The organism is Thiofilum flexile DSM 14609 (genome assembly GCF_000380185.1).
GTDB classification, from domain to species: domain Bacteria; phylum Pseudomonadota; class Gammaproteobacteria; order Thiotrichales; family Thiotrichaceae; genus Thiofilum; species Thiofilum flexile.
Genome location: NZ_KB904746.1, coordinates 31,480 through 55,621, shown reverse-complemented (window position 1 = coordinate 55,621; position 24,142 = coordinate 31,480). Strand labels below are relative to the sequence as shown.

The 24,142-nt window shown below is 45.2% G+C and carries 15 protein-coding genes and 1 pseudogene; 8 read left to right on the top strand and 8 right to left on the bottom strand.

The window, feature by feature from the left end:
• Nucleotides 1-50: 50 nt before the first annotated feature.
• The 7 genes from gap (at nt 51) to A3IK_RS0100190 (ending at nt 8,313) form a co-directional block, all read left to right on the top strand.
• Nucleotides 51-1,052, top strand: a complete 1,002-nt coding sequence (gap, locus tag A3IK_RS0100225) for a type I glyceraldehyde-3-phosphate dehydrogenase (protein WP_020557940.1) — start codon at nt 51-53, stop codon at nt 1,050-1,052.
• Nucleotides 1,053-1,237: 185 nt separating this feature from the next.
• On the top strand, nt 1,238-2,422 hold the full coding sequence (locus tag A3IK_RS0100220; protein WP_020557939.1) for a phosphoglycerate kinase: 1,185 nt from the start codon (nt 1,238-1,240) through the stop codon (nt 2,420-2,422).
• A 107-nt stretch (nt 2,423-2,529) separates the two neighbouring features.
• On the top strand, nt 2,530-3,972 hold the full coding sequence (gene pyk / locus A3IK_RS0100215; protein ID WP_020557938.1) for a pyruvate kinase: 1,443 nt from the start codon (nt 2,530-2,532) through the stop codon (nt 3,970-3,972).
• Between the two features lie 49 nt (nt 3,973-4,021).
• Nucleotides 4,022-5,086 (top strand): class II fructose-bisphosphate aldolase, encoded by a 1,065-nt coding sequence (gene fba / locus A3IK_RS0100210; RefSeq protein ID WP_020557937.1) that lies wholly within the window; start codon nt 4,022-4,024, stop codon nt 5,084-5,086.
• 246 nt (nt 5,087-5,332) lie between these two features.
• Nucleotides 5,333-6,118 carry a HesA/MoeB/ThiF family protein gene (locus A3IK_RS0100200; protein ID WP_020557935.1) on the top strand — a complete coding sequence of 262 codons (786 nt, stop codon included), beginning with the start codon at nt 5,333-5,335 and terminating at the stop codon, nt 6,116-6,118.
• Entirely contained in the window at nt 6,111-6,593 is a 483-nt protein-coding gene (gene tadA, locus A3IK_RS0100195; protein WP_020557934.1) for a tRNA adenosine(34) deaminase TadA, read from the top strand. The genes A3IK_RS0100200 and tadA overlap by 8 nt, the downstream gene beginning before the upstream one ends.
• The gene (locus tag A3IK_RS0100190) at nt 6,583-8,313 is read left to right on the top strand and encodes a CHAT domain-containing protein (RefSeq protein WP_020557933.1); all 1,731 of its coding nucleotides are present in this window, start codon (nt 6,583-6,585) and stop codon (nt 8,311-8,313) included. Before tadA ends, A3IK_RS0100190 begins: the two co-directional genes overlap by 11 nt.
• A gap of 33 nt (nt 8,314-8,346) precedes the next feature.
• Here A3IK_RS0100190 and A3IK_RS0100185 read toward each other — a convergent pair whose 3' ends face one another.
• Nucleotides 8,347-9,981, bottom strand: coding sequence for a hypothetical protein (locus A3IK_RS0100185; RefSeq protein ID WP_020557932.1), 1,635 nt, complete (start codon nt 9,979-9,981; stop codon nt 8,347-8,349).
• Nucleotides 9,982-10,146: 165 nt separating this feature from the next.
• On the bottom strand, nt 10,147-11,049 hold the full coding sequence (prmB, locus tag A3IK_RS0100180; protein ID WP_020557931.1) for a 50S ribosomal protein L3 N(5)-glutamine methyltransferase: 903 nt from the start codon (nt 11,047-11,049) through the stop codon (nt 10,147-10,149).
• Nucleotides 11,050-11,365: 316 nt separating this feature from the next.
• Here prmB and A3IK_RS18050 point away from each other — a divergent pair, with 316 nt between their 5' ends.
• Nucleotides 11,366-11,875, top strand: a complete 510-nt coding sequence (locus A3IK_RS18050; protein WP_020557930.1) for a PRC-barrel domain-containing protein — start codon at nt 11,366-11,368, stop codon at nt 11,873-11,875.
• A 77-nt stretch (nt 11,876-11,952) separates the two neighbouring features.
• Here A3IK_RS18050 and A3IK_RS18045 read toward each other — a convergent pair whose 3' ends face one another.
• The 6 genes and pseudogenes from A3IK_RS18045 to A3IK_RS18040 all read right to left on the bottom strand — a co-directional run.
• The gene (locus A3IK_RS18045; protein ID WP_020557929.1) at nt 11,953-12,381 is read right to left on the bottom strand and encodes an RICIN domain-containing protein; all 429 of its coding nucleotides are present in this window, start codon (nt 12,379-12,381) and stop codon (nt 11,953-11,955) included.
• 341 nt (nt 12,382-12,722) lie between these two features.
• Complete coding sequence (locus tag A3IK_RS0100165) at nt 12,723-14,543, bottom strand: DUF6174 domain-containing protein (RefSeq protein WP_020557928.1); 1,821 nt, start codon at nt 14,541-14,543, stop codon at nt 12,723-12,725.
• Between the two features lie 36 nt (nt 14,544-14,579).
• Nucleotides 14,580-16,805: a DUF6174 domain-containing protein gene (locus A3IK_RS0100160; RefSeq protein ID WP_020557927.1), complete on the bottom strand. Its 2,226-nt coding sequence runs from the start codon at nt 16,803-16,805 to the stop codon at nt 14,580-14,582.
• Nucleotides 16,806-17,141: 336 nt separating this feature from the next.
• Nucleotides 17,142-19,514, bottom strand: coding sequence for a DUF6174 domain-containing protein (locus A3IK_RS0100155; protein WP_020557926.1), 2,373 nt, complete (start codon nt 19,512-19,514; stop codon nt 17,142-17,144).
• 388 nt (nt 19,515-19,902) lie between these two features.
• Nucleotides 19,903-22,425 carry a DUF6174 domain-containing protein gene (locus A3IK_RS0100150; RefSeq protein WP_020557925.1) on the bottom strand — a complete coding sequence of 841 codons (2,523 nt, stop codon included), beginning with the start codon at nt 22,423-22,425 and terminating at the stop codon, nt 19,903-19,905.
• Nucleotides 22,426-22,676: 251 nt separating this feature from the next.
• A pseudogene (locus A3IK_RS18040) lies at nt 22,677-23,348 on the bottom strand (ribonucleotide-diphosphate reductase subunit beta); the annotation flags it as partial.
• Nucleotides 23,349-24,142: the final 794 nt, after the last annotated feature.

The window sequence follows — 24,142 nt, the reverse complement described above, 5'->3', positions numbered from 1 at the left end:
ACTAGCCATTGAAAGGCTAGCACACAGTTTTTTATCTAGGAGAGATAAGTATGGCAGTTAAAGTTGGTATTAATGGTTTCGGCCGTATTGGACGTATGGTTTTACGTGCGATTACTCAGGACTTTCCTGAGCTTCAGGTCGTCGGTATTAATGACCTATTAGAACCTGATTATTTAGCTTATATGCTGAAATACGATTCTGTACACGGTCGTTTTAAAGGTGATATTGCTGTTGAGGGCACAAACCTCATTGTTAATGGTAAAACCATTCGCCTCACGGCAGAAAAAGATCCTGCCAATTTAAAATGGAATGAAATTGGTGCGGATTTAGTGATTGAATGTACAGGCTTATTCTTAACTCAAGAAACATGCCAAAAGCATATTCAAGCCGGTGCTAAGAAAGTAGTGCAGTCAGCACCTTCTAAAGATGATACGCCGATGTTTGTGTATGGTGTGAATCATAAATCCTATGCCGGTCAAGCGATTGTTTCAGCCGCGTCTTGCACCACCAATTGCTTAGCGCCAGTTGCCAAAGTACTACATGATAACTGGGGTATTAAACGCGGTTTAATGACTACCGTACACGCGGCAACAGCGACTCAAAAAACCGTCGATGGCCCTTCAAATAAAGATTGGCGCGGTGGCCGTGGTATTTTAGAAAATATTATTCCCTCCTCCACCGGTGCGGCTAAAGCGGTCGGTAAAGTACTGCCTGAGTTAAATAAAAAGCTCACCGGTATGGCTTTCCGTGTTCCAACATCTGACGTATCTGTCGTGGATTTAACCGTTGAATTAACTAAACCAGCGACCTACGAAGCTATTTGTGCCGCGATGAAAGCAGCTTCTGAAGGTGAGTTAAAAGGTGTGTTGGGTTATACCGAAGAGAAAGTAGTCTCTACTGATTTCGTAGGGCATACAGCGCCTTCTACCTTTGATGCGGATGCGGGTATTGCTTTAGATGACACGTTCGTGAAAGTAGTGGCTTGGTATGACAATGAATATGGTTATACCTGCAATATGCTACGTTTCGTTGAGCATGTCGCAAAAAACTAACTAAGAAGTAAGTGGGTATTTCTGGAGCAGTCTTGGCGGCAAGGACGCTGCCTTGTAGCGTACAGGGATGTATTTACAGCGACTGCGGAGGAGATGCACACTTACTTTTTATTAGAGATATAGCTCAGTAAGGGCGAGTCTAGGTTTGCCCTTATGCTTAACTCATTTGACCGCGGAGTAGTGTAATGGCTTCTTTTATTAAAATGACGGATCTGGATTTAAAGGGTAAACGGGTGTTTATTCGTGCCGATCTCAATGTTCCCGTTGCTGAGGGTAAAGTAACTTCTGATGCGCGGATTACCGCCTCAATGCCTACGATTGAGCACGCTTTAAAGGCGGGTGCAAAAGTGATGGTTACCTCGCACTTAGGGCGTCCCACCGAAGGTGAGTGGACCGAAGAGTCCTCCTTAAAGCCGGTGGCTGATGATATTGCCGCTCGCTTAGGTAAGCCGGTGCGCCTGATTAAAGATTGGGTGAATGGTGGTTTTGACGTAGCGGATGGGGAACTCGTCATTTTAGAAAATTGCCGCATTAATAAAGGCGAAAAGAAAAATAACGACGATACTGCCAAAAAATATGCGGCATTATGTGATGTATTCGTGATGGATGCTTTTGGTACAGCGCATCGTGCGGAGGCCTCCACCTATGGTGTGGGTATGTTTGCCCCGGTTGCGGCGGCGGGTATGTTAATGACCGAAGAGTTAGATGCGCTAGCCAAAGCCTTAGCGAATCCTGCACGCCCGATGATGGCGATTGTGGGGGGTTCTAAAGTCTCTACTAAATTAACCGTACTAGAGTCATTGGCTGAAAAAGTAGATCAGTTAGTGGTCGGTGGCGGGATTGCTAATACCTTCTTGGCTGCTGCAGGTTATAATATCGGCCAGTCTTTAGCTGAAAAAGATTTAATTCCTACGGCAAAAGCGCTAATGGAAAAAATGTCTGCACGAGGTGCGACTATTCCCTTACCAACGGATGTGGTAGTAGGTAAAAAGTTTGACCCGAATGAACCCGCCGTTTTAAAAGATGTTAAAGATGTCGCAGACGATGACATGATTTTTGATATTGGCCCCGACTCGGCTCAAGTGCTGGCCGATATGATTATGAAGGCGGGCACTGTGGTCTGGAATGGCCCCGTAGGTGTATTTGAGTTTGAACAGTTTGGCGCTGGTACTAAAACGCTAGCACTGGCGATTGCTGAAACACCAGCCTTCACGCTAGCAGGTGGGGGCGATACCATTGCCGCGATTCAAAAATATGACATTTACGACAATATTTCTTATATCTCTACAGCAGGCGGTGCCTTTTTAGAGTACCTAGAGGGCAAAGTATTACCTGCGGTTGAGATGTTAGAAAAGCGGGCTAAAAGCTAATTTAGTTTACAACTAAAGTCTGAATACTAAGAGTAAAGATACATACCAAGTAAGCAATGGTTACCATGGCTTACTTCGATTACCACCATCATTGTTAGGAAGAAATTGTGAGAAGAACCAAAATTGTGGCAACGTTAGGCCCAGCTACCGATACGCCTGAAACGATTGAAGCGATTGTAAGAGCCGGTGTGGATGTAGTGCGTCTTAATTTTTCGCATGGCGAACCAGAAGACCATTTGAAGCGGGCGGAAATGATTCGTGACGCAGCAAAACGCGCAGGGCGCACAGTCGGTATTTTAGGTGACTTGCAGGGACCTAAACTACGTATTGCTCGCTTTGTGGATAGTAAAATTTATTTAAAGCGTGGTGATAGTTTTATTCTAGATGCGGCACTTGACTCTAAGGCAGGTACACAAGAGCGTGTAGGCTTAGGGTATAAAGAGCTGATTTATGATGTGACTTCAGGTGATGAGCTATGGCTTGATGATGGGCGTATGGTGCTCTTAGTCAAAGAAGTCAAAGGCAAAGAAATTTATACTGAAGTACTTACAGACGGCCCACTTTCTAATAATAAAGGTCTGAATCGTCGGGGTGGTGGTTTATCCGCAGCGGCGCTAACCGATAAAGACAAAGAAGATATTAAAACGGCTGCCATGATTGGGGTGGACTTTGTCGCGGTTTCTTTCCCACGTTCAGCCGCCGATATGATGGAAGCACGAGAATTATTACGTGCAGCACGTAGTAATGCAGCCTTAGTGGCTAAAATTGAGCGTGCTGAAGCGGTTGAGCAACCGGACTTAGATGACATTATTATTGCCTCGGATGCCATTATGGTGGCGCGGGGTGATTTAGGGGTCGAGATTGGTGATGCCAAGCTACCTTTGACACAAAAGAATCTGATTAGCCGCGCACGTGCCTTAAATCGGGCGGTCATTACGGCAACCCAGATGATGGAAACCATGATCGAAAACCCAATCCCGACACGGGCGGAAGTATTCGACGTAGCTAATGCAGTGTTTGATGGCACGGATGCGGTCATGCTTTCAGGTGAAACCGCAACGGGTAAGCATCCTGCTAAAGTCGTAGCAACGATGGCAAATATTTGTGAGGAAGCCGAGCAATCCATGCAAGTACGCATCTCTGGGCATCGTATGGATGACCAATTCGGACGGGTAGATGAGGCGATTGCCATGGCGACCATGTATATCGCGAACCATATGAATGTCCGTGCCATTGCGGCCTTAACAGAATCCGGTTCGACTGCATTATGGATGTCGCGCATTAGTTCGGGGATTCCGATTTATGCTATTACCACCAATGAGCGAGCAGCACGGCGGGTGAGTTTATATCGTGGGGTTTATCCCGTGTTAACTCGTGAGCCAGTGACTGATCCTAAGATTGCGAATCGCCAGTCTGTTGACTTCTTAGTCGAGCAGGGTGTGGTCGATAATGGCGATGCAGTCATTGTCACGAAAGGCGATTTAATGGGTGCTCAAGGTGGCACTAATCAGTTGAAAATTTTACGCGTTGGAGAGCACGAGAATGGCTAAAACTCCAATGAGCTAGGTTTAATACTCTACTAGTCTGAGGAGACACGTCATGGCATTAATTTCATTGCGTCAGTTGCTAGACCATGCGGCTGAGCATGGCTACGGTATGCCAGCCTTTAATGTGAATAATATGGAGCAGGTACAGGCCATTATGCAGGCGGCGGATGAAACCAATTCACCCGTTATTCTGCAAGGGTCAGCAGGGGCACGCTCTTATGCAGGCGAGCCTTTTCTGCGCCATTTGATCTTAGCGGCGATGGAAATGTATCCACATATTCCTTTGTGTATGCATCAGGATCATGGTGCAGAGCCTGCGGTTTGTTTCCGTTCTATTCAGTCGGGCTTTTCGTCTGTGATGATGGACGGTTCTTTAATGGCGGATGCTAAGACACCTTCGAGTTATGACTATAATGTCGAAGTAACTAGAAAGGTGGTGGAGTTAGCCCATGCCTGTGGCGTGTCGGTGGAGGGGGAACTAGGCTGCCTAGGCTCATTAGAGACGGGTATGATGGGAGAAGAGGATGGTCATGGGGCTGAGGGGCAACTGGATCATTCTATGCTGTTAACTGATCCCGAAGAAGCGGCTGATTTTGTGAAAAAAACCGGAGTCGATGCTTTAGCCATTGCCATTGGTACTTCACATGGGGCTTATAAATTCACCCAAAAGCCAACTGGTAAAGTACTCCGCATTGATCGGGTTAAAGAAATTCACGAACGTATTCCTAGTGTACATTTAGTGATGCATGGCTCCTCTTCAGTCCCCCAAGAGTGGCTTGAAATTATTAATAACTATGGCGGCGATATGGGGCAAACCTATGGCGTGCCAGTCGACGAAATTGTCGAAGGCATTAAGTATGGAGTGCGTAAGGTCAATATTGATACCGATTTACGCATGGCTTCCACTGGGTCTATACGACGTATGCTGGCGGAAGATCGTAAAAATTTTGACCCGCGTAAATACCTAAAAGTCTCTACTCAGGCCATGAAAGAGATTTGTAAGGCACGTTACGAAGCCTTTGGTAGTGCAGGTCAGGCCTCTAAAATTAAGCCTGTCTCTTTGGAAACGATGTTTAAGCGTTATGCTTCAGGCGCGTTAACGCCTAAAGTTAACTAATAAGCATTTAGACCCCACCCCGGCTCTCTCCTTAGTAGGTGAGGGAGCTTCTTCCTAGTGAGGTGAGGGGCTAGTTTGACTTCTCCCTCTGCAAAGGGGGAGATCGAGAGGGGGGCTACTACTTTCACAAGGGACTTCATTTCCCACCTATAAAAATCATCCTATTGTTGTGCGATGCGTTAAAATAGTCCATTAAGATGCGTACTATGATCGTATTCCTTAACCTTTTAACGTAGATGATTAGCCATGCCACACGATTTACCTACTGCTGATAGCCTGAGTGCTGATGAAGAGTTACTGCGCTATAGTCGCCAGATTATGCTGCCGCAAATTGACATTAAAGGGCAACAAGCATTGCTTAAAGCCACTGTGATTATTATTGGCTTAGGTGGCTTAGGTTCAGTGGTTTCGATGTATTTAGCCAGTAGTGGTATTGGGCGGTTGATCTTGGTCGACCCCGATCAGGTGGAGCTAACTAATTTACAACGTCAGATTGTGCATACCACCGAGCGTATTGGCATGTTTAAGGTCGAGTCCGCCGCGATTCAACTCACGGCCTTAAATCCTACGGTGGAGCTAGAGCTGATTCCGCGTGCTTTGAGTGAAGAGGGCTTAATCCAGTTAGCGCAACAGGCTGATATTGTGGTGGACTGTACCGATAATCTCAGCACGCGCTTTTTGATTAATCGTGCTTGTGTACAGACGCAAAAACCTTTGGTTTCGGGGGCTGCGATTCGTTGGGAGGGGCAGGTGAGTGTATTTGATAGTCGTAAGCCGGATAGCCCTTGTTATCATTGTTTTTATGGTGAACTCACTGAGGTTGAGCAGGCTTGTAGTGTGAATGGGGTTATCTCTCCTTTGCTGGGTATGATTGGTAGTACCCAAGCCTTAGAGGTCATTAAGCTACTCACGGGCGCGGGTAAGGGATTGGTGGGGCGTGTTTTATTATTAGATGCACTTGCTATGGAATGGCATAGTATTGTATTACCTAAAAATCCGCAGTGTAGGGTCTGTGGAGTGCCGCATGCTTGAGCAGGATTTGAGCTGGATGCAGTTAGCCTATGAGCTGGCATCTCAGGCTCAAGCGCAAGGTGAGGTTCCCGTCGGGGCGGTATTGGTAGCGGATAATCAACTGCTAGCTACCGGGTTTAATCAAGTCATCAGTACTCATGATCCGAGTGCTCATGCTGAAATGGTAGCATTACGTGCAGCAGGCTTAGTACGGCAAAATTATCGCCTCCCCTATACTACACTTTATGTCACTTTAGAACCTTGTGTGATGTGTGCGGGTGCCTTGATTCATGCCCGTGTAGAGCGGGTGGTATTTGGTGCATTTGACCCTAAAACGGGGGCAGCGGGATCGGTTTTTCAACTGATTCCAAATGAAGCACATAATCATCGCATCAGTGTGCAAGGGGGGCTTATGCAAGAACAATGTGCCGCACAATTACAAGCCTTTTTTCGCGAGCGGCGTTTAATACAAAAGGGTAAACGAGATGCAAGTTAATGCATGGATGGATACGCTATGGCAACGTATCAGTCAGTGGCTCAAACCCAAGACTACTATAGTGCCCGATAGCGTGCCAATAAATGAAATATCGCTTAATCCGAGTGAAACCACTATACCTAGGATAGAGCATACCGCTAATGATATACCCACTACCACCACCTCCGATCCCTCAGCGCTAGAGCCATTAGCAAATACTCCCACCCTCGCTCCAATTACTCATACTCTTGATGCTAGATTACTGCCCACTCTACGGGGTGAGATTTATCTACGCTTAGGCAGTCTTAGCACGAGTATTTATCCGGTAGCGGTAGGACATTATCAGCAGGATGTGATTAGTGGGGCAGAGGCAATACTCGATCAATGCCTCAAAGGGCAACTCACTCAATGGCAGCAATTAGGCATTTATGCGGGCAGCGTAGGCAGCAGCACCCTAGTAATCGACCGCTCCTTGAAACCCTGTGGGGCTTTAGTGTTAGGGTTAGGGGCGGCGGGGCAATTAGATGCTCATGAGCTAGCCAGCACCTATGCGCAAGGATTATTACGTTACACCCGCCATCCAGAGGTATTACCCAATACAGAGCAAGTTTGGCAATTAAGCACTTTATTAATTGGTGCTCAAGCGCCGACGCTGACCTTAGAGCAAGTACTGAGTAGTTTATTACTAGGTATTCGTGCGGCGAGTCAGCGTTTACAAGAGCAGCAATTACCCCATCGTTGGCAAATAGAAATCATTGAAATTGATCCATGGCGTGCCTTAGAGGCCAGTGATCTATTGTTTAAATTAACCAAGCAAGCCGAGTATGCCAGTGAATTTGTTTTAGCTGAATATTTGCAGCAATTACCGAGTACTACCCCTGTGACTAAACCGCCAAGTAATAATCAAGGCTGGTGGATGCGCTGGGATTTAAGTGCTAGTGCTTTGCCACGCGTGCCTAGTGGCGTGGAGCGAGTCTTACCTACTTTGAGCTTATTACCCACCTCAGCTCGCGCCCAGTGGTTGAGTGGTAGTAATGTGATTGTGCAGCTTGATCAAAGTACTTTGAGCGTACAGTGGGAGCGTTTACAAGAGGCGAATAGCTTAGCTTTGGGGCTGCAAGTCGCTGTGGTGCGGCAGTTAATAGATATACCTAGGCATGATGGTGAGCCTGTAAATAAGGAGCAAGGTTTACTGGCTATAGGCGAGAGTGAGCAAGCGCTTACCGTGCGTAATATCTTACCGGATGATTGGGTAGCCCATGAGCTAAGCCTAGAAGCCACCGAAAAGATTTTTTGTGCTTTACATACAGGTGATTACTCGATGCTGCATTGGACGGGGCATGTGGGAGGTTCTGCTAAGCAACCTTACTTAGCTGTGTCTCAAGAGTTGGTTATGAGCCTGAGTGATATTGCTCAAATACGTCAGGCACCTAGTTTAGTTATCTTAGAGCTTAGCAATGAAACGGCTGAATTAGAGGTATTACTACCGCCTTTAATTTATGCGTGGTTGCAGGCAGGGGCGCAGACTTTAGTAGTCAATCGACAAAAGCTCATACCACAGGCGAGTAAGATATGGTTACGCAGTTTTTATCAAGCCTTAGCGGCGGATAAGGAGGTAGGGGCAGCGGTATTTGAAGCGCGGAAAACCATTTGGGTGGTAGCCGGACAAAAAGGTAATGAGTGGCTGGGGTTTGAGTGTTATGGAGAGCCTAGTATGGCGAATCTCATTAAAGCAGCCTAATAGCTGCCTTAATGATAAAGCATGAGTTAATGCCTAGCGTCCGAATAAGCGCCGTAAGAAATCCATCAACCATGAGCCACTAGAAGTTGGGCTAGGGGTGGGTGTTGGCGCGGGGCGCGGTGTAGGATTCGGTACGGGAGCAGGAACAGGTGTTGGGGTTGGATTAGGAACCGGACTTGGTACAGGCGTTGGCGCGGGTGTGGGCTGTTGAATACTAGCATTAGAAAAACGAATTAAATGCTCCACAATCGCTGCTAAAGGCGCACCCTGAGATTGAGAGGCTGCCTTAGCCGCTGCTCGCCATGTCGCCGGAATCACTTGATCGGTATCCCATTCTCCCGTGGCTTGGCGGTCAAAGGTGGTGGTCGAGCGGCTTTTTACCGGAGCTGTCCATAAAAAGTCAGGATGACGGTTTTGATACCACTCACCACCAATAATATTTCCGCTGCTGTCTAGTTCGAGATCATATAAATACTCTACCGACTGAATCACATCAAAGCGGGGTTGATCGGTTTCACGATGAGTGGGTTTGGTTTCCACCACATAGCTGACCGTCATGGCTACCCCAACCAAATGGGTGGCTTTGCTGCTGCGATATTTTTTAAATTTATCCTGTGTAAAATCAGTGAGTTTTACAATGGCGTCAGAGAGTACATTCGTGCTCTTATTGGTTTGAGGATTGAAATAACGATATTCGTAGCTAAAGCAGGGTTGATTCCAGACTTCATAGTCATAGGTCACATCCAACACAAAACTACGTTGAGCAACCCCTATCTGATTGACAACCGCTAAATGCCAAGTCCCCGGATTCGTATCAAAACAGTCAGACGAGATAGAGCGTCCGGTAATAGGATCTTTTGCTGGATCTTTATCATTACAACGTCCACCAATAAAGCGCGTATCTCCCGCAGCATTCGCCCATAATAAGGAGGCGAGAGCTTTAATATCGGCAGGGTAAAAATTGAGATTAACCCCATTGGGGGCTTTGACCGTAATGGCGTTTTGGGGGCGTGCCAGCATAAAAGCGGCGGGTGCCCAACCGTGGCAAATTCCCATCCATGTTTCTACTTTGCCATATTGCTCATAATAGCTACGCCCGGAGCGCCACATGTATTGAGTTAAACTAAAGGTGGTATCGCCGACTAAGGCATCATATTTTTCAGCCGGTGAAAGCAGATCAATCGCATTCGCATTACCGCTGGCTAAAATCGTGCTAGCTGGGTTATTTACACTATACTGGCGGTTTTTATCCCAGTCGGTAGATTCTGGGAAATTAGGATCGGCATAACGCCACGCTAATATCCCCTTATAAATCGCCCAGTAATCATCTGACCAAGGTGATTCTTTTAAGCGACCTTTGCTCAGGTTGGCGTCTGCAATGGCTTGAAGTGAGGTATAGCGCACTGAGTCGACTAAGTTTTCGGGGCGATCATGCGAGGCAATAGGCGCACGGCTAGTATCATTAACGTGTAAGAAACCCGCGCGTAGGGTATCACGGGCATTGACATAGTCTTCTGCTTCAATGGCTGCCGCATCAAATAAACTAGGTGCCAAAATAGGATTACCATCACCATCCATTTTCTGGGGGAGGGTATTCATAAAAGCAATCGGGTCGCGAGCAAACTCAGCTAATTTAGCGTCAATCCGTTGCAGGTTAGTATCGGTCATATAGAAGTACTCCGTTCCTGAGTTAAAGCATTCATTGCATCATTACATTACACGTAAATTTTATTGAGTGTAGAGTGGAATGAGCAGAAGTATAGCGATTGATTAAAGTTTATACACACCTAATCTCCCCAATAAAATACCTAGATGTGTCTATAAAGCACCTTACTATGAGGAAAAATAATGAGTTAATTGCTCCGCAGTGAGTAAAAATATTCCACCACCCCCACGTTCAAATTCTAACCAATGAAAGTCTAAATCGGGATAAGCATTTATTAAAGCGGCTTGGCTATTGCCCACTTCAACCACCAAAATGCCTTGCTCAGTTAAATGTTGGCTCGCTTCGGCTAAAATGGTATGCACAATCTCCAAACCATCCTCACCCGCCGCTAAACCCAACGCTGGCTCATGTTGAAACTCCGGTGTAAGCACTGCCATATCTTCCGCATCGACATAAGGAGGATTACTAATAATCAGGTCGTAACGTTGCCCTTGTAACTGGGCAAATAGATTAGACTCGATAGCCGCCACATGCCCCTCCATCCCATGTCGCTCAATATTGATATGAGCCACAGCTAAAGCATCTGAAGAAATATCACTAAGATCTACTTCCGCATTCGGGAAGGCATAGGAGCAGGCAATCCCAATGCAGCCGCTACCCGTACATAGATCGAGTACGCGCGTAACCTGATCAGGATCAAGCCACGGTATAAATTGCTTTTCAATCCATTCGGCTAAAGGTGAGCGTGGCACTAATACACGCTCATCTACATAAAATGGTAAGCCTGCAAACCAAGCTTCTTGGGTTAAATACGCCGCTGGTTTGCGGGTACTAATGCGCTCCTCAATAATGGCAGCCACCGCCTCACGCTCGACAGAGGTTAATGTGCTAGGGAAGTACAGTGAGGGGGTATCAATCGGTAGGTGCAGGGTATGTAATACCAAATAGGCCGCCTCATCAATAGGGGAAGCCATACCATGCGCAAAGGTGAGTTCTGCCTCACGAAAGCGACTAGCTCCCCAGCGAATAAAATCCAAAATAGTCCGTAATTCAGAATAATCAACAGCCATAGTCAGTAACACCCAGAAAAGAGGTGAGTATGATGGCGTATTGTGTGGAGCGTGGGCAAGTTGCTTTTGGGGCATCCTATACCTGAGCACTTACGATTTTTGCGAAAGGTTTAACAGTGATCATTTTTTCCATAAAAAGTATAAACCCTCTTCTATACTTGAATAGGGGTGGGCTGTTAGGGGTTATTTTTATCTCTCACGCCATAAATCCCCCGCCATTCACGACTCCACTATCAATATAAAAACGCAAGAGTGTGATATGGAAAAAGGAGAGTATTAAGTTAATTAAACTATTTTTGATAAAAGGAGTTTATCAATGAGTTATCGTTTTGTTTTAGCATTGAGCGCTGTTTTATTCGCGGCAACTAGTTTGGTTCAAGTCTCTACTGCAGCAGATGAAACCCCTGCTGCTACAGCAGAGGCCACTCCAGCAACGGCAGCCGTAGATGTCGCTCCAGCAGAGGCTGCTTCAGCGGAAGCCGCACCGGCTGCTACGACCCCACCGGTAGCGGGTGCTTCATTGACAGGGGTGTCTGTGACCGAGTTTGTGAATGTGGTGAATGGTTGGAGTGTTAAAAAGTCATTGCTAGATAAAAAAGTGGTAAATGAGAAAGATGATAAAGTGGGTGAAGTTGAAGATTTAATTATTGCCCCTGATACTGCTCTTTCTTATGCGGTTTTAGAAGTGGGTGGATTTTTAGGAATGGGTGAGCATCGAGTTGCTATTCCGGTTAAATTCTTCCAAATGCAAGGTGATAAAATTGTATTAGATGGGGCAACAAAACAATTATTAGAGAAAATGCCTGCCTTTAATTACACTAAATAAGTCTGAAGTACTTAATAGCTCAACCTATCTGATAGGTTGAGCTTATGTCGTTGTATGCCCATACGTTGATGCAGAATCTACCGAACCTGCCAGCGCTGATTAGCGCCTCCGTGGCATTCCCAAAGAATGATTGATTTTCCATTAGCCGTGCTCACATCAAGACACTTGCCTCCAATCCCTCTGAGAGTTCCATTCACAAGCGACCAACGCTGGTTGGCTCTTCCGTGACAAGTCCAAAGAATAATCGGTGTTCCATTAGCAGTTTTGAAACTCTGCACATCCAGACATTTACCTCCCGCTCCTCGGACAGTTCCATTCACAAATTGCCAGCTTTGGTTCGCGCCGCCATGACACTGCCAAAGAATGATCGGTGTATCATTGGCTGTTCTATTATCAGTCACATCAAGGCACTTGCCCCCTATGCCGGTGATTTCGGCGGCGGAACTGATATTGAAAACAGCAGACATTAAAAATAAGAGAACTAGGGCTATCGCTTTCTTAAGCATTTTCATTCTCCTCTGGCCTATTAAATGATGCCAGACAGACCGTGCCAGTATGCGGTGCAGCCTGACCGTGGGTGAAAAATTGGCTCCATGTACCCTTGCTACATTCATACACAAACTATATTGATACCAATGTGATGCCATAAAGAGGTTTTTGCAAAAAACCACTTAAAATTTAGGGAGATCGCTGGGCCTAAGGGCTTGATACATTCGCAATACTTCATTCGAGGAGGGGTATTCATGCCTCTAGTATAAAGCTAAGTCACAAGGCTGGTATCCGGTTTGCGGACTCGATAATGAAACCCAAACGTTTTTAGAGTAAACGTTTGGGCTATAAGGGATGGTTAGGTACGGGCTTTCATCGTTTGCAGTAATTGCACGAGTGCCACTAATAAGCGGATTAATGTTTGCTGGTCGAGTCGGATCGTTTCAGTTGTATTCGTGGGTCTCTCTGGGCGTGTTGAGGGGGTAGTGGTAGTCACTGGCTGTGGTATGGGAATAGGAGCACTGGGTGGGGTGAGTGTCATTGTGCTGTCTAGTGATGGGATGCTAATCATATAGCTGGTATTACCTATAAAAAATTGTGTCGGAATACTCCGGCTATCGTAGTAAACATCAACCTTTTCCCCGCGATTAGCGGCGGCTTTTGCTAAATCAAAAAGCTTATCAATGGTAAGTTGAGCTAATTCAGCATCAGGTTGGGAGTTGGTAGTCGTATTAGGACCATATGCCACCGCTTCCTTAACCTGACCATTGACCACATTGGATTGAACCATAGTCCGATTTTGTCCGGTGCCACTGCTATCTTTACTAAGGTACATCGAATAGCTATTGATGCCTTGGTTTTGCCATTGCTGACGATGATAGTCTAGCGTTTGTGCGGGGTCTAAAAGCTGTGCTTTAGTCAGTGTCACATCATCAAATTGGAAGGTTTCAAAGTCTTTAGCCGTAATAGGCTGCCCTTTGTAGGGGCGAATCGCTACGGTGCTGTCATCATTAAATACTTGGCGAATATAATAATCACTGAGTTTTCCGGGGAGTATGGCGGTATCTTGTCCTGCCCCTGCTCGATAGGCTGTATTGATATAGTTGGGGTCATTAGAGCCTATTATGTTAGGGCTAAAAAGATAGGAGGAGGGTTTGACGGTTATCTTGACTTTATCATCCCCCTCTGTCGCCGGAACGATGGTTGAGAGTAAATCGGCAAAGTAGTTAATTCTAGCAACGTTGCCAATGTAGATACCGCGTGGTAATCCTTCGGGACTGTATTGAACCTTTACTGTTTTACCTTCGGCTATGGAGCGCTCAATCAGGTCAAAGAGAGAGTCCACTGTAAATTTAGCTAATTGTGGATCAACGGTTTGGTCGGGAGAAGTACCCTGTACTACGCCTGCATGTCCTACTAGTTGATTGAGTGAAGCAGAGACAACTTGACCATTTTGTACTTCGACTACCGCCATGCCACTAGAGGATTCTGGTGTAATATGCGTAACCCCATTTAAGACAGTGGTGGATTGCATCCCCTGACTATTACGTGAAAGGCGTATGATATAGTTATCGCTACCCTCACGCGCCCAGAGTTGTTTGTAATACTTGAGTTCTTGTAGTGGATCAATGAGTGCGGCTTTATCTAAAGTCACATCAGAAAATTGAAAACGCTCAATGCCCCTAATCGTGCGAGGGGGTTGAGAGGCCGTCATTGAGCTGGTGTTGCGGTCGGTAATGGTGATTTCATCTGAGCGACTAAGGGTGCCAGTGATGGGGTCCGCTGTGAGTTCGGGGATACTGACTTGATAATCCGCCAAGCGTTTGGGGAAAACTAGAGTATCCGTTCCGCCTTTGCCATAAATGCCATGATAACCCCTAGGAGGAGTAGCTGCCTGTGTTGTACTCACATTAGCCTGCAATACATCATCCCCCTCAGTCCCCTGAGTCGTAATGATTTCTTGATTAGGTACAGGGCCTGGGGCAGAGGCAGAGGAAGAGATAGAGGATGTACCACCCATATTAATTTGAGAGGTCGTTTGTTGGGTGAGATTAGTCACTGGCGCAAGTGTGCTAGAGGTTGCAAAGGGTGTTGGGGTCAGGCTTCGAGCCGGTGTTGCAGTTGTCGCACGAGTGGTGGATGGTGTGGCTGTTAGACGACTAGAATTAATAGCACTCATAATAAATTTTCCTTAATATACAATAAGTTGTCCTGCTCATCGTGTAGCTTGAGCAGAGGATGAATGATTGGCTTGCATAGTGTTGATCAATTGTCTTAGCACGGTTAAGACACGGGTTAATACCTGCGGATCGATTTGAATCCGCCCCGTGTTTTGCGCTGTTGATGGGCTAGTGTTGCTATGGCCTATTGTAGCTGGAGTTAGTGGGGTAGTCCCGCTAGTAGGGCTTATAGTGGCAGGGGTAACACCGCTGTAAGGAGTGATTCCAGTGTCTGTTATATTTACACTTCCTACACCTATACTGGTTCTCCCCTGAGGTATTTCTGGCTCCCCTGGTAGCCGCAAATGAGCACTATATCCACTACGGCTGTTATTAGCGGAGAGTTGAATAAAGCCGGGGTATCCCCTATCTCGGTTATAGGTAATCTCAGTTTTAGGATTATCAGTGAGCATCTGCTGTGCTAAGGTGAACAGCTTATCAGCCGTCAGATTGGCTAACTCAGGATCGGGTGTGGTGGCATTGCCGCGCATATCTTTTGCGCTCACCGAGGCAATTTGCCCATTTTTAACCTCAATAGAGGCTTGAGTATCATTGCGATAAGGGTAAACGCCTTGATCATTAAATTTAATGACGTCTAAGATGTAATCTTGTGGGGCGAAGTTATTCCATTGTTTTTGATAGTAATTGAGGATCTGAGGCTTGAGTTCAGCAGCCTCAATAGTGGCATCGCTAAATTGCAAGTGTTCTATGCCACTGGTGGAAACGGGATAGGAGCCACCACTAGAGCGCTGAATATCAAATGAGCCTGTATGACTAGGCAAGGGCTGCGTGACATTAAAATCGCGTAAGCGTCCATTAATCGTTAAAGTGTCATTGCCCGTGTCACCTATATAACGAGTAGATTTCATATTGCTCATAGTACCTGTGGGAAGTGAAGGATCAGTGGCGAATTGAGCCGTAAAATGATCATCCCTAGTGCTACCTGCAATAATGTCTGATTGCATAGTAATACGGTATTGTGTGGTTCCTATAAGAATACTGGCTGGAATCCCTTTAGCATTATAGTTAATCTCAACCTTTTCCCCTCGATTAATAGCTTGCTGAGCTAAGTCAAATAGAGCATCAATGGTGAGATTAGCCAGCTCTGGGCTGAGTGTAGAATTATCCTTAGTCCCACTAGCCTGCACCACTCGCCCATTGAGGATATCGAGTTGTGCGGATTGGTAATCTGCCCACATGGCAGGGGAGGCGGTTATTGTTCTGGGTACTTGGTTGGGATCAGTGAATTTTTCAACCGATAACGAATAATTATTCAGGCCTTGAGCTTGCCATTGTTGGCGACGGTAATCGAGTGTTGCTGCAGGATTCTTGAGTTGCTCTTTGCTTAAGCTAATGTCAGCAAATTGAAAGACTTCAAAGTCTTTAATAGTCACTGGCTGAAGTGCCGCATACTCGCTAGCGGGTGTGACTTTAATCTCTCCATTCGGTGGCGTTTGTACGAAATAGTCGCTCAATTTCCCTGCAAAGACGGCGGTATCTTGCCCTGCACCTCCCCAGTACGTTTTATTCCCGTAGGCTATTTCCTCCATAGAAATCGTGAAAGGTCTAGGGGCTGTAGTAGAGATAGGCGCAGGCAAAGGTGTAGCGATAACAACCGTATCATTGCCCGCCGTGGCAGGCGTAATAACCGATTCTATATAACCAGAATAGTGCTTATCTCCAACGCGAATACTACTAGGAATACCCCGTTCGCTAAAACGCAGACTAGAACCCATCCCCTCATTAATCGCTTGCTCAGCTAAATCGAATAAGTCACTGACTGTGAGTTGGGCTAAAGTGGAGTTAGCCGGGTCAGCGGTGTAACGATTAGCGGCATGAACCACTTGCCCATTAACCACATCCACTAGTGTTTCATCACCTAGCGATCCGGTAGAGAGGGCTAAAGTGTAGCTATTGAGGCCTTGGTTAGCCCAACGAGTACGTGCATCACTGAGCTGTTGGCGTGCCTGTGTTGGAGTTAACGTTCCACCACCTGGACCTATGGAGCCTGGTACAAAGATACCTCCGGTATATCCTGACACAGGTAGATGCACTTGAGCGGTAGTTTGCTGGCTAATATTTTGGACGGGTGTGCTCAGTGTGGCGGGTATTGTTGCACTCGGAGTGGGGCTAGACCGATTAGTCAGCGAGTTAGTAGGAGACCCCACAATAGTTGGATGGGGACGGGGGATATTGAGGCGGGTTGTATTAATAGTGCTCATAAAATATCTACCTTATTTTGCTAGCTTAAGTACCTTGGGATCACTGCACTCGAAATATTAAATTAATAAGGAAGTCTAAATGCTTGCACAATTACTAAAGGATAGGAGGTAAGGTTATAGCCATTAATGGAAAATGAGCCTTTGAAAAAAGTAAAATTTTACTTTTTTCAGAGAAGGGTTAATTAAAAATTTTTAATGAAGAATAAAAAATACTAGTTTCAAGCTAAGTATTTTATCAATTGAATGTTTTTTAAAATCATTACTTATTTAGTTGGTTTGATTGATGAAATAAGCAGCCCAAATACCTTGCTAAGTATTTGAGCTGCAAAAGGTAGGTTAATTACGGATACGTTGAGCGGCGTTATTATTCGCTGCATTATTATGCGCGGTATTGGTTTGATTATTAGCTTGCATATTTTTAATCAATTGAATCAGTGCGGTTAATAAACGAGTTAATACCTGCGGATCGATTTTAGGGCGATTGGCATTAGCTGTATTAGAAGCCGAGTTAGTATGGCCTGTGGTGGTACTGACTGGAGTAGGTGTACTACCAGAGGTCGTTGTGCCTGTTGTGGGAGTCGTTGTATTACCCCGTGGTGGCACCGCAACGGTGGGGGGTGTTACTGGTGTAGGTATAGCACCACCTCCACCTATTGTTATCGTACCATAAGCGATAGCATTCATCTCTTCTGGCTCACCCGCCACTTTCACTTGAGCACTGTAATAGGTGGATTTACCATTATTATCAGTGGTCTGAATCGATTGCGGGTAGGGTCTGCGTGAGCTATAGAAAATTTCCGCTTTATCATTAGCGGCTATGCTTTGTTGGGCTAAGCTAAAGAGTTTATCCACGGTAAAGTTGGCAAATTCAGGATCAGGTGTAGCGGTATTGCCCTGCATATCTTTGGCTGTTACCGAGGCCACTTGCCCATTTTTCACCTCAATAATAGTGCGACTGTAATCAGGAACATGATAAGAGGACGACCAAGCACTAACTGGGTCAGAGGTGTTTTTAGTCAGCTCTAAGGTATAGTCTTTTAAAGGCGCATTATTCCATTGTTGTTGATAATAATTGAGTATTTGCGATTTATATTGAGCGCTATCAATACTCACGTCATTAAATTGTAAACGCTCTATGCTACTAGTAGAGACGGGGAAAGCATTGTTAGTCGAGCTAAAAATATTAAATGAGCCGTTTTGAGCAGGAGATTGAGAGACATAAAAATCCTGTAAACGCCCATTAATCTTTAAAGTGTCATTGCCGCTATTCCCTACATAGCGAGTTTCTCCTAGTTCTGTATAGGGCATCATAGTACTAGGATAGGAGGTGAATTGAGCAGTGAAATTATCATCCCCTGTGGTGCCCGCTACAATTTTGGATTGAATATGTGCACTATAGTGTGTGCTACCTATCCGCACACTATTAGGGATACCTCTATAATCATACTGAATATCAACCTTCTCACCCCGATTAATGGCTTGTTGTGCCATATCAAATAGGTTATCAACGGTCATATTCGCCAAATCAGGGCTAAGTGGAGTGTTGTTATTACTGTTCTCCATCGCATTAGCATTTAATACCCGTCCATTGACAATATCGAGCTGAGCGGTTTGAAAGTTTGTCGCTAATATCGGGATGGGCGTAGTGCTAGAGATGGATGATGGCTCAGAACCAGTTGATTTTGAGACAATGAGCGAATAGTTATTCAACCCCTGTGACTGCCATTGTTGACGGCGGTAATTGAGCATTTGAGCGGGATCAGTGAGCTGCTCTTTGGTCATGCTGGTATCAGCAAAACGCAGCGTTTCAAAGCCTTTAATCGTGGCAGGTTGACCATTGAAGGGGGCTACTATAATCGATCCATCCGATTGGGTCTGTATAGAGTAATCGCTGAGTTTACCTGAAAAGACGGCAGTATCTTGCCCTTCACCACCCCAATAGGTTTTGCTATCTGAAGGATTAAAAATCATCTCTCCTGTGGTAGGGTTCTGATAACTAGGGGTCGCAATAGTGACGGTATCATTACCAGCGGTCGCAGGTATGATAATAGATTGTAAATACGCAGAATATTGTTTATCACCAATACGAATATTGGTAGGAATACCACGATCATCAAAATAGAGATTGGAGAAATTCCCCGCATTAATCGCTTTCTCGGCTAGGTCGAATAGGTCATTAACGGTCAACTTGGCTAGGGCGGTATCGACAGGCACCGTTGAATAAGGATTAGAAGCACTCACAGCTTGCCCATTGATAACATCGACGGTTGCACTTCCTCCTGTACCTATGGCTTCACTAAAATTATTGAGGCTTAACGAGTAATTAGTAATCCCTTTGTTTGCCCAACGTGTCCGTGCATCACTGAGCTGTTGGCGTGCCTCGGCTGCAGTAGCAGGGCCAGTGGACCAAACAACACCAGGCCCTACTATACCAACAGATCCGGGTACAACGGGTACAGAAGTACTACTAGTGAAACCTGTAGCGCCTGTAGTGGTGGTAGGCCGGATGGGTACAACGGGAGTCGGTGTGAGTTGTCCTACTTGAGCCGTGGTTTGTTGGGTAATGTTCTGAACGGGTGTGCTCAGTGTGGTAGGTATAGGGGCTGTTGTAGTTGATCTCGTGCGATTAGTCGCCGCATTATTACTAGCCGCTACGGTAGTAGGGTTAGTACGGGGGATATTGATACGAGTTGTATTAATAGTGCTCATAAAGTGTCTTCCTTATTTTGCTAGATTTAAGTACTGCTGGGATGACAGTATTCCTGATAGCTAATTAATAAAGAGGTCTAAATATTTGCACAATTGCTAAAGGATAGGAGGTAAGGTTAGTACCATTAATGGAAAAGTAGCGTTTGGAAAAAGTAAAATTTTACTTTTGTAATAGAGAAGTAAATTAAGTATTTCTGATGGGTAATATAAATAACTTATTTTAAATGACTGATTCGTTAATAGGGCTTAGCTTAATCTCTGTACTAACTTTATAGTTAGCGATATTTTATAAAATTGATAGCTTATATATCAAAATATTTAATGAGTGCTTTGGTAAGCAAGTCAGCCCAAATACCTTAGTGCTAGGTATTTGGGCTGAAGTGATAGGTTAATTACGAATACGCTGAGAAGCGTTGCTATTCACCGTATTATTATGCGCGGTATTGGTTTGATTATTAGCTTGCATGTTTTTAATCAACTGAATCAGCGCGGTTAATAAGCGAGTTAATACCTGCGGATCGATTTTAGGGCGATTGGCATTAGCATTATTGCTACCTTGATGAGTAGAGGTAGCACCGTTAGCCGTAGGAGTCGGGGTAGCTATGCTGCCACTAGTCGGGGTTGCTCCCGTCGCAGTTCCCTGTGAGGGGGGAGCGATGCTAGGGGTAGTCGGCGTTGGTACTGGAGTTGGAATAATGCCACCTGTTGTACCTGTCGTCGCAGTTCCAAAACTACCCATTCCACCTGTGGTAGTGGCATAGCCAAATATATTTTCAGGCTCGCCCGGTACTCTCACTTGAGCATTGTAATAGGTGGTATTACCATTATTCCCCGCCACTTGAATAGATTGCGGATAGGATTTTTTCGAGTCATAGTAAACAGTACTTTTATCATTAGCCGCTAAACCTTGTTGGGCTAAATCAAATAGTTTCTCCACCGTAAAATTAGCAAACTCTGGATCAGGTGTGAGCGTATTACCCATATAATCTTTAGCTGTTATTGAGGCAATTTGTCCGTTTTTAACCTCAATAATGGTACGGCGATTACTATCAGGGTTGGCAATAGGAGAAGTAGGTGTTGTCACGGTAGTAGTAGCAGTGGGGATAGTGGGAGCCGTATTTTTAGTCAGCTCTAAGGTATAGTCTTTTAAGGGCGCATTATTCCATTGCTGTTGATAATAATTGAGCATTTGTGGTTTAAGTTGAGCCGCATCAATTGTCGTGTCATTAAATTGCAAATGCTCTATGCCACTGGTTGAAATGGCGGGGCTATTATTACTGGAGTTATAAATAGTAAACGAGCCATTTTGGGTCGTAGAGTTTTGGTTTATTTGAAAATCCTGTAAGCGCCCATTTATCTTTAAGGTATCGTCGCCGCTGTCGCCCACATAGCGAGTATTTTCTGGGAGGCTATACGGGGTTGTAGCAGAGTAAGGCGTAAATTGAGCGGTGAAAGTATCATTCCCTGTCGTACCTGCCGTGATTTTAGAGTGAATATTGGCATGATATTGGGTGCTACCGATGCGCACACTCTGAGGGATGCCTGTATTACTGTATTGAATATCAACTTTCTCGCCACGGTTAATGGCTTGTTGCGCCATGTCAAAGAGGGAGTCAATGGTCATATTTGCTAGTTCTGGGCTGAGCGTTGTATTACCCATATCAGAGGTTTCAGCATTGACCACGCGCCCATTAATCACATCAATCTTGGCGGATTGGTAATTCATCATTACATCGGCAGTAATAGTACGACCATCATTATTATTCGTTGATTTTCCCACACCGAGCGAATAGTTAGTCAAACCCTGTGACTGCCATTGTTGGCGGCGATAGTTAAGCATTTGAGCGGGATCAGTGATCTGCTCTTTAGTCAAACTGGTGTCAGCAAATTGGAAGGTTTCAAAGGCTTTTAGGGTAACTGAGGGGCCATTGATCGGAGTGAGTACAATCGTGCCATCTGATTGGGTTTGCAGGGTGTAGTCACTGAGTTTACCAGAAAGTACGGCTGTATCTTGCCCCTCACCACCCCAATAGGTTTTGTTCTCTAAAGCCGGAGTCCCAATAGTAACGGGGACTGGTGCCGGGTAGGTGACACCTGGCTCCATACCGGGATAGTTAGGGGTCGCAATCGTTACTGTATCATTACCGGAGGTGGCAGGAGTGATCACAGATTGTAAATAGGCTTGGTATTGTTTATCACCCACATGAATATTGGTAGGGATACCACGCTCATCAAAATAGATATCGGAGAAGTTCCCCGCATTAATCGCTTTTTCGGCTAGATCGAATAAGTCATTAACGGTGAGCTTAGCTAAAGCAGTATCAGCAGGCTCAGTGGAATAAGGATTCGAGGCACCCACCACTTGTCCATTGATAATATCTACAGTAGCCGATTTACCCAGATCCATCATGGTGGTTGGAGTGGCGCTAGTATTTTGACTATTGATTTGTAGGCTGTAGTTTGTGATGCCTTTATTAGCCCAGCGTGTACGTGCATCACTGAGTTGTTGGCGTGCTTCAGTAGCAGTAGTAGAACCCCAAACGGTGATACCTGGCTCCATAACACCAACTGGAACGGGTGTCATTCCCACAGATCCGATAGGGCGTGGGACAGGAGTAGGGGTTACTGAGGGAGCAGGCGTGGGCGCAGTAGGTACAGGCGTTGGTGTCATCCACACTCCGATAGGAGGTGGGATCGGAGTAGGCATAGATATAGACACAGGAGCGGGCGTTGGTGTCAACCCCACTTGAGCCATCGTTTGCTGGGTAATATTCTGAACCGGTGTGGTCAGTGTGGTAGGTATCGGCGTAGTCGGGGTGGAGCTAGAGCGATTTGTAGTAGCGGTAGAGCCAACAGTAGTAGTTGGACGAATGGTAGTGATACGGGGTGAAGTCGTATTAATAGTGCTCATAAAGGGTCTTCCTTATTGTGCTAAATTAAGTACCGTATGGGTAATAGTATTTTTAATAACAAATTAATAAAGGAAGCTATGGGGATGTGCAACGGCGAGAGGATAGGAGGCAATGTTAATGCCATTAATGGAAAAACAGCGTGTCAAAAAAGTAAAATTTTACTTTTTTAATATAAGCGGCAATTAAGATTTTCTAATAAGCAATAAAAAAGGCCAGTTTAAAACTAGCCTTTTATTGCGGGGATTTTAAGTTAATCCCACTTTAACGCGCCACCTGTTTGATATTCGGTCACGCGAGTTTCAAAGAAGTTCTTTTCCTTACGCATATTCGATTGCTCATCAAGCCACGGCAAAGCATTCTTAGCCCCCGGAAATGGTTCATCTAATCCTAACTGACGCGCCCGCCGATTAGCGGTAAAGCGGAATTGCTCGCTGTGATCCTCTTTGGAATAGCCCAAAATTGGATTCGGTAATAAGAAATTAGCATAGCCTGCTTCTGCTGCTTCCGCCTCATCCCACATATACCGCAAAGCGGCAGGGTCTAATTGCACATTTTCTTCCAGCATAATTTGCCGCGCCACGCGAATACCAAAGGAACAATGCAATACTTCATCGCGCATAATATATTGCAATTGCTCCGCAGTACCTTTCATTAAACCACGGCGCTGCAAGGCAAAAACCGGCGAAAAGCCATTATAAAACCAACAGCCTTCAAATACACCGGAGAAAAATACATAAGACAACACGAATTGATGTAAATCATCCGCGTTTCTTAAATTTAAATCAGAACGCATCACCGCATTTAAACGCCGATTCGCAATTTGAATTTTGGCATTAATTTCAGGGACGACTCGATAGCGATTATAAATTTCGCCTTGATCCAGACCGATAGTTTCAATGCAGTGTTGATAGGTCCAAGTATTGCCCGACACGGTGACTTTATCGTTATAGCGCACTACTAGCATAGTGCTCGGTACACCCACACTATAAACATAACCACAATAGGCTTCGGTCGTTTTTTCAATCGTGCGCCCACTCACATAAGAGCGGTCTACAAAATTAATCGTCCATGCCATATTACCGGCGGAGGTTTTAGCTTTATGTACCCCACAACGGTAATTAGCCATAACGCCCAACGCCATAACCACATCATAGCAACTCTGATTGGTTGTTACATAACGCAACATATCACTCGAACGGCTGCCATCCCAATTCATAAGTTCGTCGATAAACTCACGAATCCACTCATAAGATATGGTTTTGAACGAAACCCATGAGAAGTCTTTTACTAATTCAAGATTTTGTTTGGGAATATCAAAGCGAGTACTTTCATCTGCACAGGTATATTTTGAATACTTAATATCTAAGTGATTTAAGATGGTTTCTAAACGTTCAATTTTATCAATACGTTTGAAATGGAAACGATAGCCTGTACCGGTAAAGTCATTGCTATGGCTATTGATTAGGGTGCCATCCGCTTGATAAGCAATAGCTAAACGCTCTAACCAAGATAGTTGAGTAATACTTTGGGGATTATTTAATTTGCCCGCTACCGGAATATTTTTATTATGAACACTAATTTTATCAGCGGTTTGAATCACTAGTTTATTATCATTGCGTATATCAAGCGCAACACAGCGATGATTTGGCGTGACAATAGATTCATAGACGCTAGAACTAAAACGAATTAAATCCCCTTCAAAATAATCACGCGTGA